This is a genomic window from Desulforadius tongensis (genome assembly GCF_016907915.1).
Taxonomy (GTDB): domain Bacteria; phylum Bacillota; class Desulfotomaculia; order Desulfotomaculales; family Desulfohalotomaculaceae; genus Desulforadius; species Desulforadius tongensis.
Genome location: NZ_JAFBCW010000032.1, coordinates 14,128 through 30,247 on the forward strand (window position 1 = coordinate 14,128; position 16,120 = coordinate 30,247).

Sequence of the window (16,120 nt, forward strand, 5' to 3'; positions counted from 1 at the left end):
ATATAATCACCTTTGGTAATCATTTTGTTAGATGTGGAGGAATATGATGGCCGGTAGTGAACAAATTGCCCTGCTGCGGGAACTGCCCGCGGTGGATGAGATGCTGCGACAACCAAAAATAAATGATCTGCTGTTAAATCATTCCAGAACGGAAATTGTGGAAGCCGTTAGAAAGGTGCTGGATGAAATGCGGGCCGGTATTCTTTCCGGGAAAATACCGGCAGTGGATATGGAAGGGATAGTGGATAATGTACTGCATACCGTTAAACAATCTGCCGGGCCTAATCTGAGAGCGGTGATTAATGCCACCGGGGTAATACTGCACACCAACTTGGGGCGGGCTTTGCTGTCAGACCGGGCCAGGCAGGCGGTGGCCAGGGTATCAGAGGGTTATTGTAATTTAGAAATAGATTTAAACACCGGCAAACGCGGTTCACGCTACAGCGCGTTGGAGGGTTTGCTGACCAAACTTACCGGTGCAGAGGATGCCCTGGTGGTTAATAACAATGCCTCCGCGGTTTTGCTGGCCCTGGGAACACTGGCCAGGGGTAAGGAGGTAATTGTTTCCCGGGGGCAGCTGGTGGAAATTGGCGGCTCTTTCCGCATTCCTGAAGTTATGGCCCAGAGTGGAGCCCGGCTGGTGGAAGTGGGAACAACAAACAAAACTTACCCCAGGGATTATGAAGCGGCTATAACTGAAGAGACCGGTTTATTATTAAATGTGCATACCAGCAACTACCGCATTGTTGGCTTTACCAGGGAAACCACCGTGGAAGAATTGGTACAGCTGGGCGGCCGGTACAGCTTACCGGTGATGAGTGATTTGGGCAGCGGTTTCCTGGTGGATTTATCTCCCTATGGACTGCCCCAAGAGCCCACTGTGCAGGAAACGGTTAAAGCGGGGGCCGATGTGGTTACCTTTTCCGGGGACAAGTTGTTGGGCGGCCCGCAGGCGGGAATTATTGTGGGTAAAAAGCATTTTATAGATAAAATGAAGAAAAACCCCCTCACCCGGGCTGTTAGAATTGATAAGTTTACAGTGGCGGCATTGGAGGCTACGCTGCGGGAATATCTCCACCCGGATAGGGTGCTGCAAAATGTGCCCACTTTAAGAATGTTAACTGAGCCGTTGACCAGTTTACATCAAAAAGCCCGTCAGCTGGCAGAAATCATTGCCGGAAAAGTAGGTGACATGGCGGAGGTTGCCTTTGAAGAGGGGGTGTCCCGGGTGGGCGGTGGGGCGATGCCCACGGCGGATTTGCCCACCGGCCTGGTACGGGTAACACCAAGAAATATACCGGTGGAAAGGTTGGTTACCAGTTTACGCCTGGGAGAACCGGCAGTGGTGGGAAGGGTGCAGGAAGGATCGCTGCTGCTGGATGTACGCACGCTGCAGAAGAATGACACAGAGCCCCTTGTACAGGCCCTGCTGCAGGCGCTGCAGTCCCAATAGTCCCCGGGAGATGAGAATTCCCGGCAGCCATTTGCAGGAGCGAACGGTTTTGAATGAGCAGCTGCCGAACCCGGTAAGATGACATTTTTCAGGGGAGGAAGTGGTGAGAAGTATTGAAACATATAATTATCGGTACCGCTGGACACGTTGACCACGGGAAAACAATGCTCATTAAAACTTTAACCGGTACTGATACCGACCGTCTGCGGGAAGAAAAAGAGCGGGGAATATCAATAGAACTTGGTTTCGCCTCATTAACGCTGCCCAGCGGCCGTACCGCCGGTATTGTGGACGTGCCGGGGCATGAACGCTTTATAAAAAACATGCTGGCCGGGATAAGCGGCATTGACCTGGTGCTGTTGGTGATAGCCGCCGACGAGGGTGTAATGCCGCAGACCCGTGAGCATTTTGATATTTTGCAGCTGCTGCAGGTTAAGAACGGCATAGTGGTGCTGACCAAGTCAGACCTGGTGGAACCGGACTGGCTGGATTTAGTCCGGGAAGAGGTGCGGGAATTTTTAGCCGGCACTACTCTGGAAGATGCACCGCTGATAGCTGTGTCTTCGGTAACTAAAGAAGGTATACCGGAACTTTTGCAGACCATAGACAATATGGTGGAGGGAACAAAGGAAAGAGCTTCATCAGGCCTAATGCGCCTGCCGGTGGATCGTGTTTTTTCCGTCACCGGCTTCGGCACCGTTGTTACCGGCACCATGGTATCCGGTCAGTTATACGTGGGCGATGAGGTAGAAATAATGCCCACTAAAATAAACAGCAGGGTACGCGGCCTGCAGGTGCACGGCAGTAAAGTGGATAGAGCCCGGGCCGGCCAGCGGGTGGCCATTAACCTGGCGGGAGTGGAAGTTGAAGAAATCGAACGGGGGAATGTGGTTACCGTTCCCAATGCACTGATTCCCTCATTTCGTTTGGATGCCAAACTGCATTTACTGAAAAACGCTGCTAAAGAACTGCGCCATCGCACCAGGGTCCGGCTGCATATAGGTACTGACGAAATTATGGCCAGGGTGGTTTTACTGGATCGTGATGAGCTTAAACCCGGTGACGAAGCCTATGTGCAGCTCCAATTGGAAGAGAAAACAGTGGCCAGTAAGGGAGACAGGTTTGTAATTAGAAGTTTTTCTCCCATGCACACCATTGGCGGCGGGAGAATTATCGATGCTGTACCTAAACGGCATAAACGGTTTAAACCAGAGGTTATAGAAGCTCTGGCCACCAAAGAAAAAGGCACCCCGGAGGAACTGGTGCTGCAGCATATCACCAGTCAGCGGGCACCTGTACCGGCGGCGGAAATAGCCGGAGAAACAAACCTGCCTGCCGGTGAAGTGGAGAATGCGGTGCAAAAATTATTTAAAGAACAAAAAATAAAGATAATTCCGGCTGAAAATAAACAACTGGTTATATTATTAAGCCGCTACCGGCGGTGGAGTGAACAAATTACCCGGCTGCTGGCGGAATATCATCGAAAATATCCTTTACGGGAGGGTTATCCTAAAGAAGAATTACGGTCACGCCAGTTTTCTAACATTAATACCAAAGATTTTCAAAACCTGCTGCAGTCAATGGAAGCGGATGGGATAATAAAATTACACCCGCAAACAGTGGCTTTACCGGGCTTTAACGGTGAACCCACCGGCAAAGATGCCAATATTGTAAAGAATATTGAAGAGATTATCAAGGGAAATAAGTTTCAACCACCCAGGTGGAAAGAAGCATTAAAGCAGGCTAATATAAAACAGGAAGATGGGGGAGAATACCTTTCCTACCTAACCAGAACAGGTAAAATAATTAAAGTTGCCGATGACATTTACTTTCACAGGGATACTTTAAAACAAGCCCAGGAAAAAGTTATTCAATATTTAAAAGAAAATAACAGCATTTCCATAGCCGAAACCAGGGATTTGCTGCAGACATCAAGAAAATATGCCCTCCCGTTATTGGAATACTTTGATCGGGAGCGCATTACCCGCAGGACAGGGGATGACCGGGTGTTGGGAGCAAGGGCCAGAAATTAAGCAGTAAGCCGGGAGATAACCTCCCGGCTTACTTTAGTGAAACTGCTACTGCTGCTGCTGTTGCTGCTGGGCTTGTTGAAAGACTTTATACTGGGGTTCCTGTTGTTCGATATAGTTGCAGCGGCTCTGCAAACCCTGGCACATGGTTTCTAACTGCTGGGAGTACTGGCTGAACATTTGCTTCGCATTTTGGTCCTGGGTATCCAAAGCGAAAGTCTTCATGTTAGCTTTTACACCCTCTAAACTGGCCAGAGTTTGATGCATTTTTTCGCCGATGGTCATTAAAGAACCCCTCCTTTAAAATTTTATCGCCGTGCAGCACATTTATATTTTAAACACTAAGTAATTTTTTATGGGTTGAATTTTGTGGCATGCTTAGAAATAAATAAAAATAAAAAATTATGGTAATGAAAAGGGGTTTTAAAATGGTTACCACAGAAACGTTTAAAAGAGGTATAAACAAGGGAATAACCACCACCTGGGAACTGGCCAAAGTGGTTGTACCGGTTTACATAATAGTTACATTTTTAAGCTACACTCCGGTGTTGAAGTGGTTTGCGGGAGTATGCCAACCGTTTATGCACTATCTTGGTCTGCCGGGGGAAGCATCACTGGCCCTGGTGATGGGTTATACCTTAAACATATATGCCGCCATCGGAGTAATGACCACATTACCTCTAACCGGTAAAGAAGTAACCATTATAGCGATAATGCTGCTGCTGTGTCACAGCCTGCCCGTTGAAACAGCGGTGTCTAAACGTACCGGGGTAAACGGCACCGTTATGGTAACAATAAGGGTGCTGCTTTCAATTTTAAGCGGTGTAGTTTTAAACTGGTTAATTTAAGTTAGGGGGAATAACATTGGATTATGCAGCCTTTTTAAAAGAAGCGGCCAGCGGCAGTTTGAAACAGGTGCTGTTGATGGCAGCGATTATCTTTCCATTAATGCTGGTGCTGGAGATAGCTAAAGATTTAAATGTTATGGATAAATTAAGCATGATGCTCCACCCGTTAATGAGATTGTTTAAAATATCCCACAGCGGGGCGGTGCCTTTAATGGCCGGCTTGATTTTTGGCATCAGTTATGGTGCCGGGGTGATTATAGATGCAGCTAAGAGCGGTGAACTGGATTACAGGGAAATGTACTTAATAAATATCTTTTTGATTATCTGCCACTCTTTATTTGAAGATACAGCTCTTTTTGTGGTTTTAGGTGCCAATGGTGTGTTTCTCATTGTCAGCCGGCTGCTGTTGGCCATAATAGTAACACTGATATTCAGCCGCTGGAAGAAACTGATAGTGCAAAATGCAGGCATGCACGGCGCCGGCGGGGTGGAAAGCCGGCATGCTTAAAACCATACAGCTTAGTGCCGGTGAGGGGAAGCACTTAGTGTCTGTTATTGCCACTGTCACTGCCGATGGCCTGGTGGTGCAGGTAATGGGTGGAGAAAAGTCCCATGTGGGTGCAGTGGTGATGAGTTTGCCACGCCCCAGTTTATCTCACCGGGATAGCCTTTCCTGTAACTCTTATGTACTGCCGCGTTTAAATCATAAAGATGATGAGCTGGCCAAACCGGTGGCAGAAAAACTGGCCCAGTATTATGGTGTACCGGTGGTGGTGGTAGCCGGCCTGCATGTAGATAACGCCTCACCCCGGGATATAAAGTTGTTAATTGACAATACTAACCTGGCCGTAGATAAACTTATGGCTGAATTAACTCTACCCTGCTGACAAATAATATCACCGGGTGGTGTGTTAATTTGGACTATACCTGCTTAATGTGCAATCATCTGGTTGAAATTACCCAACCCTGCCCGAACTGCGGCGGGGAAATGAGTAATTTAGGGCTGCTGCAGGATTTTTATGATTCATACAGCCCTTACCTGGACCAGGAAATTTATGAGGATAACTATAAAAATTATAATCACCATTACTGTGTGCACCTGATGAAGTGTGATAATTGTGATACGGAATTATTTTATCCTTATAAACGCTTAACCGAACAGCAGCTGCATGAATTTTACATTAATAAATAATGGCAAAACCGGTGCATACTAATTTAGGGGTGAAGTTGATGCGGCAAAACATGAGTAATGGAGAAAGAATGCTCAGTATCATCGGCGGCCTTGCCTTTGCAGGGTTGGGAATGTCAAGTAAACTGCGCGGTTCCATGTGCGGCAAAGCGCTGGCGTTTATGGGAGTAAAAGCAGCAGTTCTTGGTATAGCTGGATATAACCCGCTGTTAGATTTTATTGATCAATAGTATTAAAATAATATTAAAACCCGGCTTTTGAGCCGGGTTTTGTGCTTACATTCTTGATACATTGGCTGCTTGGGGGCCCTTTGTTCCTTCCACCACGTCAAACTGAACCCGTTCCCCCTGGTCTAAGGTTTTAAACCCATCATCGTTGATGGCAGAATAATGTACAAATATATCCGCGCCATCTTCACCTTCGATAAAACCGTACCCCTTGCTTGCGTTAAACCACTTTACAGTTCCTTGCATGTTTTTCCTCCTAGAAAATAATGTATTCATTGGTATTATGTCCAAATATTTATTATTTATGCCCGGAATTAACTGCTGGTGTAAAATGCTATTCCCACCGCTCCGGGACCGACGTGACATCCCACCACCGGACCCAGTTGTTCCAGCAGTATTTCCTCAAAATTAATTTCCGGGCGTATCTTTTCCGCCAGGTCATCCAAGCCCGGTTTATTGCCGGCATGGGCTAAAATACAATGACACTTTTTACCGGCTGTTTCAGACTTTATTATTTTAATCAGGCGGGAAACAGCCCTTTTGCGCCCCCTAACCTTTTCTACCGGCTGCACTTCGCCTTCCAGTGCAGCCAGCAGCGGCTTAATGTTTAATAACGAACCCAGAAATGCCGCGGCACCACCAATGCGGCCGCCCTTTGCCAGGTATTCCAGGGTATCCACAAAGAAGTATATTTTAATATTTGGTATCGTTCTTTCCACCACGGAGATAACTTCTTCCAGGCTTTTACCTTCCTTTACTGCCTTGGCCGCTGCCAAAACCACCAGGCCCAGTCCCACGCTGACGGTACGGGAATCAAACACATGAATGTCTGCTTCCGGCAGCATTGATTTGGCTAACAGTGCGGCCTGGTATGTGCCGCTGAAATTACTGGCTATATGGATGGATACAATACTGTGCCCTTCGTCCGCCAGTTTTTTATAAACATTATAAATATCACCGGGGGCCGGTTGAGATGTACGAGGCACTTTTTTTTCGGTTTTCAGCCGCTGGTAAAACTCAGCGGGCGTAATTTCTAACCGGTCTTTTAATGACTCAGAACTAAAGTTAACCTGCAGCGGGATCATACTGATATCATACTGCGCTAGTAAATCACTTGATAAATCGGCGGTGCTGTCGGTAACAATTTTTATTGAAGCCAATATAAACACCTCTTATATACTTGTGTTATAAAGCATTGAAAATACCTTCTTCGACGTTAATAGACAAAACCCTTTGTGAAAAGTGTTTTATTTGTTGTGGTTCAACAGGAGATTTAATAACCGGTCTAGAATATACCCCACTAATTATAACAGGGGGGAGAAAAAATTGAAGAAGAATTTGGTTTTGTTTTGCTTGTTAACTATTTTATTAATGACGGCTTCTGCTGCTGGGGCAGAAGAGCTCGCTGAGGATGATCTCTTAGAGCTGCTTCCCAACGGGAAAGCCACCGGTCAGTTAACCCGGGCCGGTTATGCGGTGATGTTAAGTGAAGCGGCGGGGATTACTGCATTTAATGCCGAACTTCCCCCTGATGTGCCGGCAGGGGCTTGGTACGCAGAGGGAATTAAAAACTTAATTGGTAACGGCATTATGGCCGGTTATACCGATGGGACGGTAAAACCGGAAAAAAATATTACCAGGGTGGAAGCGGTGGTAATGCTGAACCGGGTGCTGGGGTCACCGCCTCTGTCCGCTGAAGGTGTTAAAATAGCCGGGTTGGAAAATTACCAGTGGGCAGCGGGGCCGTACACCTGGTGCGTAAAAAAGGGTTTTCTTTCTGCCGCTCAAGATCCCTCCGGTGTTATTACCGCCCGGGAAGCTGCTAAACTGCTGGTGGGTGTTTTTGGCACTAAAGAACAAGGGCAGGAGATCAATCAAAAAATGGAACGGGCAATGAAGCAAATTAATGCCTGGCACCTTGACGGTACGATGAATGTGGCCATGGAACTTGTTCCGGGAGCAGTTAGAGAAATGCCCGAGGAATTTACCGGTGGTATGAATTTTAAAGTGAAAATAAATGCGGATATAAATAAAGACCGGGGCGTACATCAATTAATGACTATACAGTTTCCTAAAACCGCTAAGGTTAACCTGCCGGAAATGACAATGGAACAATATTACACCACTGAGGGAATGTTTGTGAAAACCGCGGACCCTTTCACCGGGGAATCCAAATGGATTAAATATCCCGAAGGTGTAATACCTGATTTTAATACTTTAATAAAAGGGCAGAATTCCTTTGTTATTAACGATGTGCAGCAGATGCTGCATTACCTGGTGCTGGATGAAATTGAAGTGAATAATGCCCAGTGCTATGAACTGGCGTTTTACGGTAAGATAGATGATTTTAATAAACTGATGAGTTTAATCAATAACATGTCCGGTAGCCTTAATAAAACCACCCGGGTATGGGAACAGAACAAGGGGTTAATTAAATCCGTTTCTTTTATGGGCACCACTGCGGTGAGAAAAGATGATTTTCTGCCGGTATCGGTGGATGCCCGGGTAACGGTGTTTTTTAACCGGCAGTTTCAGGGTGAACCGGTGCCCTTTACTTCAATGCGGTGTAATCTGTCATTAAATTATAGTCACTTTAACGGTGATATAAATATTGAACTGCCGGCAGAAGCACTGGAAGCAGGAGATTTACCTTTAGAAAAGCAGCGGCCAAATGAAGAAGAAACTGAAAAGCAGCCCGCTCAATAAATTTAAAGGTAAAAATATTGTTATTTTAAATTTAAGAAAATATTGACATACCAGATAACCCCTGCTATTATGGTAGTGTCAAAAAAGAAATAACATGATCACGTATATCCTTGGGAATAGGGCCCAAGAGTTTCTACCGGGCAACCGTAAATTGCCCGACTACGTGGGAAAGTGTACCTAGGGTTCCACACCTGTTTTTGGTGGTTCGGTCCGAGCGGTACAAGCTGGTTAATTAACCGGTTACACCGATAGGGATAAAAGCCCAGGCGGTAGGTTTCGCACGAATGTCGAGAACCTGCTGTCGTGGGCTTTTTTATATATAAAAATATTTAATAAAGTTTTGGGGGGAGAATTTTGGTTATTAAAAAGAGGTCTGTGATAGCTTTGCTGCTGGTTTTAAGCCTGGCTTTGCTGTTGGTGGGTTGTGGAGGTGAAAAGCAGCCGGCCGGTGACTCTGCGGCACCGGAAGCCCAGGGTGAAAAGATGAAGGTTGGTTTTATTTATGTGGGGCCGCCCGGGGATGCTGGTTATACTTATGCCCATGACCAGGGTAGAAAGTATCTGGAAGAGCACCTGCCTTACGTGGAAACAAAATTTATGGAAAGTGTTCCGGAGGGTGCTGCCTCTGAATCATATATTCAGCAGTTTGTTCAAGAGGGCTGCGATGTTATTTTCACCACCAGTTTCGGTTACATGGACAGCACCATTAAAGTAGCGGAAAGAAATAAAGATGTGGTATTCCTGCACTGTTCCGGTTATAAGACGGCTGAAAACGTGGGTAACTATTTCGGTCGTATGTACCAGGCCCGTTATCTCACCGGTATTGTTGCCGGTAAGCAGACTAAAAGTAATCTAATAGGTTATGTTGCTGCTCACCCCATTCCGGAAGTTATCCGCGGCATCAATGCCTTTACTTTAGGTGTTCGTTCGGTGAATCCGGAAGCAAAGGTTAAAGTGGTATGGACCAACACCTGGTATGACCCGGTGAAGGAAAAAGACGCTGCCAAGGCTTTATTGGATGACGGCTGCGATGTTATTGCCCAGCACCAGGATACCCCGGGGCCGCAGCAGGCTGCTGAAGAAAAGGGTGTTTATGGTGTGGGATATAACAGCGATATGAGCAAAATGGCACCCAAGGCAGTATTGACATCGGCGGTTTGGAATTGGGGTCCGTACTATGTGGAAACTGTTAAAGCTGTAAAAGAAGGTACTTGGAAATCCGGGTCTTACTGGGGTGGGCTGAAGGAAGGTGTAGTAGGCCTGGCACCCTACGGCCCGATGGTAGCTGAAGAGACCAAGCAGCTGGTGGAAGCTAAGAAGCAGGAAATAATTGCCGGTAAATGGGATGTGTTTACCGGACCGATTAAAGATCAGGACGGAAAAACAAAGGTGGCTGAAGGCGAAAAACTTACCGACAGTGAGATACTGGAAATGAACTGGTTTGTGGAAGGTGTTATCGGTACTATTCCTAAGAAAAAATAGTGAAGCGGGCTGCTGGCAATATATTTGCCAGCGCCCATTTTATGTTATAAGGGGCGGGGCTTTATGAAGCAGGAAAAGACATTAATTGAGATGGTTAACATCACCAAGAGGTTTCCCGGTGTAGTGGCCAATGACTGTGTCAATTTTGATGTCAGAGCCGGGGAAGTGCATGCCCTTTTGGGAGAAAACGGTTCCGGCAAAAGTACGCTCATGTCCATATTATCCGGTTTATATAAACCTAACGATGGCCGGATTTTTGTGGATGGTCAAGAAGTTGTTTTTAAAAATCCCAGGGATGCCATTGAAGCCGGCATAGGCATGGTGCACCAGCATTTTAAACTGGTGGATACTTTTACTGTGGCTGAAAATGTGGTGCTGGGGTCTAAAAAGTTGGGCTTTTTTCTGCGCATGGATAATGTGGAAAAGAAACTGGCCCGGCTTTCGGAAAGTTACGGTTTAGGGGTTAATCCCTCGGCCAAAGTATGGCAGCTTTCAGTTGGCGAAAGGCAGCGGGTGGAAATTGTAAAAATGCTGTACCGGGGTTCGAGAGTTCTCATTTTGGATGAACCAACGGCGGTGCTTACTCCCCAGGAAGCCCGGGAACTGTTTGCCACATTGAAAAAGATGACCGCCCGGGGCCATGCGGTTATTCTTATAACGCACAAAATGCAGGAAGTGATGGAAGTGGCGGACAGGGTAACTGTACTGCGCCGGGGTAAGTCGGTGGCCACAATTAATCGCAGTGAGGTTACTCCGAGGGATTTAGCTAATTTAATGATGGGGCAGGATTTTGTGGGCGGTGTAAAGAGAGAAAAAGGAAACATTGGCAGAACGGTGCTGGAAATGACCGGTGTTAATGCTGAAGGTGAAGGACACCGTCCCTCGTTGAACAACATATCTTTATCCATTGCCAGTGGTGAAATAATGGGTATTGTAGGCGTTGCCGGCAATGGACGGCGTGAACTTGCTGAAGTAATTGTGGGAATGCGCAAAATATCCAGCGGACGTATTCGGGTTGACGGTAAAGATACTGCCAATAAATCCCCTAGGGAATTAATTGATATGGGAGTCAGTTATATTCCCGATGACCGGTTGGGTACGGGATTGGTGCCCAGCCTGGATGCAGTGGATAATTTAATTATGAAGAGTTATAAAAAACCGGCTCTTGGTAAGGGTTTGTTCATTAATCTGGGCAGGGCAAGGGCATATGCGGAAAAATTGGTGGATGAATTTGGAGTTAAATTAACCAGCATCCATGCACCGGTTAGTTTGCTGTCCGGGGGAAATCAGCAGCGTCTGCTGCTGGCCAGGGAATTGGCAGAAAACCCGCGGCTGGTGGTGGCTGTTTTCCCATCCAGGGGTCTGGATATTGCTGCCGCCGAGGCGGTGCATAAATTACTGCTGGAACAGGCTTCCCGGGGCGCGGCGGTGATGCTGATTTCAGAGGATTTGGATGAAATTTTTAAACTGTGCCACCGGGTGGGTGTGTTGTATAAAGGCTGTTTAATGGGTGATATTCCTATTGAAGAAGCAAGTGCTGAGCAAATTGGCTTAATGATGTTAGGGGCATCTAAATCGGAGGTTAAGGCTTCATGAATTCACCATTGACATTGGAAAAAAGAATATCAACTTCTGCTGCGGCTAGTTTGGTAGTTCCAGCGGTATCCGTTTTACTGGCGCTGGCCACCGGGGCGGTATTTCTGTGGCTGGCCGGTCACAATCCGGTGCAGGCCTATACCGCCATGTTTAAAGGGGGCTTCGGCTCACTTTATGGATTGTCTGAAACGGTAGTTAAAGCAATACCGCTGATGATATGTGCGCTGGGTATTTCCCTGGCCTTCAGGATGCAGTTATGGAACATTGGTGCTGAGGGCCAGCTGTATATGGGTGCCTTTGGGGCCACCTGGGTGGCCCTTACTTTTCCCGATGCACCGGCAGTGGCTTTATTGCCGGCAATGTTTATCATGGGAGTACTTTGCGGGGGCATCTGGGGCATTTTACCCGCCATTCCCCGGGCTTATTTAGGGGTTAATGAAATTATTACTACCTTAATGTTAAACTATGTTGCTGTATTGTGGGTGGATTATTTAGTTTATGGCCCGTGGAAAGACCCCAATGGTTTTAACTTTCCCCTTACAGCGCAGTTTTCCCCCAATGCTACTTTACCTGCCTTTGGCGATACCCGCATTCATGCCGGTTTATTGTTCGCGGCGGCAATTGCGGTGTTAATTCATTACGGTATTAAGCGTACCCGCTGGGGGTATGAAATAAGGGTCATTGGTGTAAGCCAATCGGCAGCCCGGTACGCGGGAATGAACATTCCCAAAAACATTATGCTGGTGATGCTGCTAAGCGGTGCCGTATGCGGCTTGGCCGGCATGGCAGAGGTTTCCGGATTAACGGGCCGCCTGCAGCATGGTTTCAGCCCCGGTTATGGATACACTGCCATTATTATCGCCTGGCTGGCTAAATTACACCCGCTGTCAATAATTATTGTATCAATATTATTTGGCGGACTGCAGGCAGGAGGCTTTAGCTTACAGAGCAGTGGTGTACCTGCAGCCATGGTGTCCATGCTGCAGGGGGCAATACTGTTTTTTGTTCTGGGGGGAGAAATACTAACCCGCTATCGTATTGTGTTTAATAATAAAACAAAAAAGATGGGAGGGAAAGGCACATGGAAACAAGCCTGATAGCTGCGGTGTTTGCCACCGCCATTACCGCCGGTACTCCCATTCTGTTTGCTGCCCTGGGTGAGATATTTACTGAGCGGGCGGGGATTTTAAACCTGGGTGTGGAAGGTATGATGCTGGTGGGGGCGGTAACCGGGTTTATGGTGGCTTATAAAACCGGGAACCCCTGGTTTGGTGTACTGGCGTCAATGTTGGCAGGGGGGTTACTATCTTTCATCCATGCCCTTTTAACTGTAACTTTAAAGGCTAATCAGGTGGTAAGCGGGTTGGCGCTGACTATTTTTGGTACCGGTTTATCGGGTTATTTAGGTAAAGCATTCATCGGACAACCGCTGCCCAATCCTTTTAAAGCAGAAAAGCTGGGTTTGTTGGGGGATATACCGGTGATAGGACCGGTGTTGTTTCAGCAGGACCCATTGGTTTATCTGAGTTTTGTACTTGTTCCACTGTCCTGGTTTTTTATTTTTCGCACCAAAATGGGATTGAACCTGCGGGCTGTGGGTGAAAACCCCGGTGCTGCGGATTCACTGGGGGTCAGTGTTTCTAAGACCCGTTATCTATATACCATGGTGGGCGGGATGCTGGCAGGAATTGGCGGCGCCTATTTATCGCTGGTCTATGCCCCGGCCTGGATGGAAAATATGACTGCCGGGCGGGGTTGGATTGCCGTGGCACTGGTTATATTTTCTACCTGGAATCCCCTTTACGCGCTGGTTGGTGCCTATATGTTTGGGGGAATCGATGCTTTGGGCTTTAGAATGCAGCTTTTGGATGTACAAATTCCCTCTTACTTCTTGAGTATGCTGCCTTACATTTGTACCATATTAATATTGATTTTAACCACCTACAAAGCCCAAAGGAATGGTGTGGGGGCTCCCAAGGCCCTGGGGTTATCTTACGATCGAGAAGAACGCTGATAAGCTATCAATTATAGTGAAAGTGGGTATTTATAATGAAGCAGCTGAAAGAAAAAATTATCACCGAAGGAAAAGTTATTTCTGATACCGTACTAAAAATAGATTCCTTTTTAAATCATCAACTGGATCCGTTCTTTTTAAAAGAAATTGGCGACGAATTTGCCCGGCGTTTCAGAGATCAAGGGGTTACTAAAATTTTAACTGTGGAGGCCTCCGGTATAGCTGTAGGGCTGATGACCGGTATAGCTTTAAATGTACCGGTGTTGTTTGCCAAGAAAAAGCAGGCCACCACGCTGGATCAGCATTACTTTAGTTCTACTATTTATTCATTTACTAAAAAAGAATCTGTGGAAATATTTGTTTCCAAGGCCTACCTGGGGCCGGAGGACAAAGTGTTAATTATTGACGATTTTCTGGCCCGGGGCGAAGCCCTTAGAGGAATGCTGGACATAGTATTACAGGCCAATGCTGCCCTGGTGGGTGTGGGAATTGTGGTGGAAAAAGCATTTCAGCATGGTGGTGAAAAACTGCGCGCAGAGGGAATACGGATTGAATCGCTGGCCAGGATTGCCAGCTTAAAAGACGGTAAGGTGGAATTTTTAGATTAATACAAGATATTGTATTAAACGATTAACAGGTTACTAAATTTGCCTTCTATTGGAACTAAGCAGCATGCACTTTCGTCAATATATTAACGGGGGTGCGAAGAAATGAAAAAGTACTTGGCAGCGCTGGTACTGGGCGGGCTGCTGGCTGCAGTGCCTGTGGTTTATGGAACAGCCGGTGAAGAAATCCGGGCGGTTCCGGAAAACGTAAGCCCAGATCCAGTTAATGTTACCGAGGCTGAAGTTGAAAAAGCGTTAACGATAGATATGACACCGCTTACGGAAAGTTTTATCACCAAAACCGGATTTGCCAGGATGCTGGAAAATACTGCAGGGTTAAATGTAAAGGTAGAAGATTTACGTTTTACAGGTGTCAATTCGGACTTTGATCCTGATCAGTCCGTTTCTTTAAGAGAAGCTGCCAATGCTTTAGTTGATATACTGCAAAAAGAAGGGTTCAACCTGGCTCCCTTTGGTAAAGAAGATAATGCAGTGGTTACAGCTTACAGATTTGGTTTAATTGATACAAGCCGGTTTAGTGAATATGATGATCCCATTCATTCCAGTACCGCCGGTGAAATAATAAGTAACTTTAAAGCGGTGCTTAATTCGGAAATGGGCCAAAAAAACTGCCATGGGGTAAGCTATATGCTCACTCCACAACAGGATGGCCGTTATAAACTGGAACTGTTTTGGGGGAAAAAATCATCCAGTGGTTATAATATTAAGATAGCAGAAACAAAAATAGAAAATAATATTCTTTATGTAAATTATATAACCACTGAACCGAAGCCTGGAGCGGCATACCTTACCGTTATTACCAATCCCAGTGATTGGATGGTAATTAAAGCTGCTAGACAGCCGGAAAAAGTAGTCTTAATTAAGAAAAATTAATGGGCGCGTTTTTAAAAAAACGGGCCCATTTTTTGCGGCCGTTTATAAAAGAAAAGATTAATTATGAATTTGGTATCAAATTTTAATTGGCAGGAATTTTGTACATTATGACGAAATAGGCTATAGAACAAAGGAGGTGGTAGCAGTGACAAAAGAAGTTATTTTCCCGGAATTTATTGCTGAATCAGATGAAGCATTGGTATTAGTGCTGCCGACCTTAAAGGATGAGCTGTCAGACCTATTTGCCAAATTCCATAACGGAGAGGAAATTAGTTACTGGTTTTCATGGGAACTGGTGATGGTTGACCCAGACCAATTTTTAATTGTACTGGATATAGATTGGGAAGAAGGTACCGGCATAGTTGTGGGATTTACCCCCGAAATGTGGGAAATTTTCCGTACCGTAACTTCAAAACAACACCTGTTGTTAATGTGCGATTGGGAATTAGTTATGAATGGGCTGGCGGAAGATATAAATTCCCGGGATGACTTTAAACCCTATACCCTTTTAATCAGAGATGTTAATCAGGGTCTGTGGAAATTATTGGAACAGGCTGAAGAATTGGAACCGGATGAACAGCAAAAAGAAATTGTCGATTATTTATTTGAAGTACTGGGCAAGCTGTACAAACAAAAGTATTTGCTGCATTAGATTAGATTCCGCTTAATTTTGTCACTGCCGCAAGCATTTGAAAACTGATCATGACAAAGCAAATCCAACCCCTGCTGTTTTTCCGCAGGGGCTAAATTTATGCCCTGAAAAAATTAGTACTTGAAATTAAACCTATTAGCGGTTAAAATAATAAACGCTGCTCCCAAAAAGCAGCGGGCAAAAAAATTAAAAATACCAGTTGACATCAAGGGACAAAGATGTTAAACTAAATCTTGCCGCTGAACAAGGCGGCCCAAAAACTGGCAGCGATCCTTGAAAACTAAACAGTGAGAGATGGATGTCAAGGGCGATAAAGCCAATGGATATTTTATTGAACAGGAGAGCTGGAAGAGCTTATCCATAGATATTTTATGGAGAGTTTGATCCTGGCTCAGGACGAACGCTGGCGGCGTGCCTAACACAT

19 protein-coding genes and 1 riboswitch are annotated in these 16,120 nt (G+C 46.0%); of the genes, 15 read left to right on the plus strand and 4 right to left on the minus strand.

The features are described 5' to 3' along the window. Window positions 1-46 precede the first annotated feature (46 nt). The gene (gene selA / locus JOC37_RS11405; protein WP_204619060.1) at window positions 47-1,453 is read left to right on the plus strand and encodes an L-seryl-tRNA(Sec) selenium transferase; all 1,407 of its coding nucleotides are present in this window, start codon (window positions 47-49) and stop codon (window positions 1,451-1,453) included. Between the two features lie 113 nt (window positions 1,454-1,566). Beyond that, window positions 1,567-3,486 (plus strand): selenocysteine-specific translation elongation factor, encoded by a 1,920-nt coding sequence (gene selB, locus JOC37_RS11410; protein ID WP_204619061.1) that lies wholly within the window; start codon window positions 1,567-1,569, stop codon window positions 3,484-3,486. A 45-nt stretch (window positions 3,487-3,531) separates the two neighbouring features. Here selB and JOC37_RS11415 read toward each other — a convergent pair whose 3' ends face one another. Further along, complete coding sequence (locus tag JOC37_RS11415; protein ID WP_204619063.1) at window positions 3,532-3,768, minus strand: DUF1657 domain-containing protein; 237 nt, start codon at window positions 3,766-3,768, stop codon at window positions 3,532-3,534. Window positions 3,769-3,911: 143 nt separating this feature from the next. Between JOC37_RS11415 and JOC37_RS11420 the strand changes: the two genes are divergently transcribed. The 5 genes from JOC37_RS11420 to JOC37_RS11440 are packed head-to-tail and all read left to right on the plus strand — an operon-like array spanning window position 3,912 to window position 5,750. Further along, window positions 3,912-4,331 (plus strand): nucleoside recognition domain-containing protein, encoded by a 420-nt coding sequence (locus tag JOC37_RS11420; protein ID WP_204619065.1) that lies wholly within the window; start codon window positions 3,912-3,914, stop codon window positions 4,329-4,331. A 16-nt stretch (window positions 4,332-4,347) separates the two neighbouring features. Beyond that, window positions 4,348-4,839, plus strand: coding sequence for a nucleoside recognition domain-containing protein (locus tag JOC37_RS11425; RefSeq protein ID WP_204619067.1), 492 nt, complete (start codon window positions 4,348-4,350; stop codon window positions 4,837-4,839). Beyond that, window positions 4,832-5,218 carry a prenylated flavin chaperone LpdD gene (gene lpdD / locus JOC37_RS11430; protein ID WP_204619069.1) on the plus strand — a complete coding sequence of 129 codons (387 nt, stop codon included), beginning with the start codon at window positions 4,832-4,834 and terminating at the stop codon, window positions 5,216-5,218. The genes JOC37_RS11425 and lpdD overlap by 8 nt, the downstream gene beginning before the upstream one ends. A 29-nt stretch (window positions 5,219-5,247) precedes the next feature. Beyond that, window positions 5,248-5,523: a hypothetical protein gene (locus tag JOC37_RS11435; RefSeq protein ID WP_238480899.1), complete on the plus strand. Its 276-nt coding sequence runs from the start codon at window positions 5,248-5,250 to the stop codon at window positions 5,521-5,523. A gap of 38 nt (window positions 5,524-5,561) precedes the next feature. Further along, window positions 5,562-5,750, plus strand: coding sequence for a YgaP-like transmembrane domain (locus tag JOC37_RS11440; RefSeq protein WP_204619071.1), 189 nt, complete (start codon window positions 5,562-5,564; stop codon window positions 5,748-5,750). A gap of 45 nt (window positions 5,751-5,795) precedes the next feature. Here the strand turns inward: JOC37_RS11440 and JOC37_RS11445 are convergent, their stop codons facing one another. After that, on the minus strand, window positions 5,796-5,993 hold the full coding sequence (locus JOC37_RS11445; RefSeq protein WP_204619073.1) for a cold shock domain-containing protein: 198 nt from the start codon (window positions 5,991-5,993) through the stop codon (window positions 5,796-5,798). A 68-nt stretch (window positions 5,994-6,061) separates the two neighbouring features. Beyond that, the gene (locus JOC37_RS11450) at window positions 6,062-6,907 is read right to left on the minus strand and encodes a DegV family protein (protein WP_204619075.1); all 846 of its coding nucleotides are present in this window, start codon (window positions 6,905-6,907) and stop codon (window positions 6,062-6,064) included. A gap of 166 nt (window positions 6,908-7,073) precedes the next feature. On the opposite strand from JOC37_RS11450, the gene JOC37_RS11455 reads away from it, so the two are divergent. From JOC37_RS11455 to JOC37_RS11490, 8 genes are all read left to right on the plus strand, one after another. Continuing rightward, a complete protein-coding gene (locus tag JOC37_RS11455) occupies window positions 7,074-8,453 on the plus strand; it encodes an S-layer homology domain-containing protein (RefSeq protein ID WP_204619077.1) in 1,380 nt (459 codons plus the stop codon). An 80-nt stretch (window positions 8,454-8,533) separates the two neighbouring features. After that, window positions 8,534-8,635, plus strand: a riboswitch (purine riboswitch). A gap of 172 nt (window positions 8,636-8,807) precedes the next feature. Further along, on the plus strand, window positions 8,808-9,935 hold the full coding sequence (locus JOC37_RS11460; RefSeq protein WP_204619079.1) for a BMP family ABC transporter substrate-binding protein: 1,128 nt from the start codon (window positions 8,808-8,810) through the stop codon (window positions 9,933-9,935). A gap of 63 nt (window positions 9,936-9,998) precedes the next feature. Next, window positions 9,999-11,531 (plus strand): ABC transporter ATP-binding protein, encoded by a 1,533-nt coding sequence (locus JOC37_RS11465; RefSeq protein WP_204619081.1) that lies wholly within the window; start codon window positions 9,999-10,001, stop codon window positions 11,529-11,531. Then, window positions 11,528-12,628, plus strand: a complete 1,101-nt coding sequence (locus tag JOC37_RS11470) for an ABC transporter permease (RefSeq protein ID WP_204619083.1) — start codon at window positions 11,528-11,530, stop codon at window positions 12,626-12,628. The genes JOC37_RS11465 and JOC37_RS11470 overlap by 4 nt, the downstream gene beginning before the upstream one ends. Next, window positions 12,613-13,545: an ABC transporter permease gene (locus JOC37_RS11475; RefSeq protein WP_204619085.1), complete on the plus strand. Its 933-nt coding sequence runs from the start codon at window positions 12,613-12,615 to the stop codon at window positions 13,543-13,545. Before JOC37_RS11470 ends, JOC37_RS11475 begins: the two co-directional genes overlap by 16 nt. Window positions 13,546-13,580: 35 nt before the next feature. Then, window positions 13,581-14,153, plus strand: a complete 573-nt coding sequence (locus tag JOC37_RS11480; protein WP_204619087.1) for a xanthine phosphoribosyltransferase — start codon at window positions 13,581-13,583, stop codon at window positions 14,151-14,153. Between the two features lie 102 nt (window positions 14,154-14,255). Next, window positions 14,256-15,044 carry a protease complex subunit PrcB family protein gene (locus JOC37_RS11485; RefSeq protein ID WP_204619089.1) on the plus strand — a complete coding sequence of 263 codons (789 nt, stop codon included), beginning with the start codon at window positions 14,256-14,258 and terminating at the stop codon, window positions 15,042-15,044. A gap of 145 nt (window positions 15,045-15,189) precedes the next feature. Further along, entirely contained in the window at window positions 15,190-15,696 is a 507-nt protein-coding gene (locus JOC37_RS11490) for a hypothetical protein (RefSeq protein ID WP_204619091.1), read from the plus strand. A gap of 221 nt (window positions 15,697-15,917) precedes the next feature. On the opposite strand, the gene JOC37_RS11495 is transcribed toward JOC37_RS11490, so the two are convergent. Further along, window positions 15,918-16,120, minus strand: a 203-nt coding sequence (locus JOC37_RS11495; RefSeq protein ID WP_204619093.1) for a hypothetical protein, incomplete at its 5' end; no start/stop codon positions are given.

Excerpts from the sequence above, each read along its gene's own strand:
- JOC37_RS11445 (WP_204619073.1), bottom strand. The coding sequence starts at position 5,993 with ATGCAAGGAACTGTAAAGTGGTTTAACGCAAGCAAGGGGTACGGTTTT.
- JOC37_RS11415 (WP_204619063.1), bottom strand. The coding sequence starts at position 3,768 with ATGACCATCGGCGAAAAAATGCATCAAACTCTGGCCAGTTTAGAGGGT.
- JOC37_RS11440 (WP_204619071.1), top strand. The coding sequence starts at position 5,562 with ATGCGGCAAAACATGAGTAATGGAGAAAGAATGCTCAGTATCATCGGC.
- JOC37_RS11475 (WP_204619085.1), top strand. The coding sequence starts at position 12,613 with ATGGAAACAAGCCTGATAGCTGCGGTGTTTGCCACCGCCATTACCGCC.
- JOC37_RS11420 (WP_204619065.1), top strand. The coding sequence starts at position 3,912 with ATGGTTACCACAGAAACGTTTAAAAGAGGTATAAACAAGGGAATAACC.
- JOC37_RS11465 (WP_204619081.1), top strand. The coding sequence starts at position 9,999 with ATGAAGCAGGAAAAGACATTAATTGAGATGGTTAACATCACCAAGAGG.
- lpdD (WP_204619069.1), top strand. The coding sequence starts at position 4,832 with ATGCTTAAAACCATACAGCTTAGTGCCGGTGAGGGGAAGCACTTAGTG.
- JOC37_RS11480 (WP_204619087.1), top strand. The coding sequence starts at position 13,581 with ATGAAGCAGCTGAAAGAAAAAATTATCACCGAAGGAAAAGTTATTTCT.
- selA (WP_204619060.1), top strand. The coding sequence starts at position 47 with ATGGCCGGTAGTGAACAAATTGCCCTGCTGCGGGAACTGCCCGCGGTG.
- JOC37_RS11485 (WP_204619089.1), top strand. The coding sequence starts at position 14,256 with ATGAAAAAGTACTTGGCAGCGCTGGTACTGGGCGGGCTGCTGGCTGCA.
- JOC37_RS11470 (WP_204619083.1), top strand. The coding sequence starts at position 11,528 with ATGAATTCACCATTGACATTGGAAAAAAGAATATCAACTTCTGCTGCG.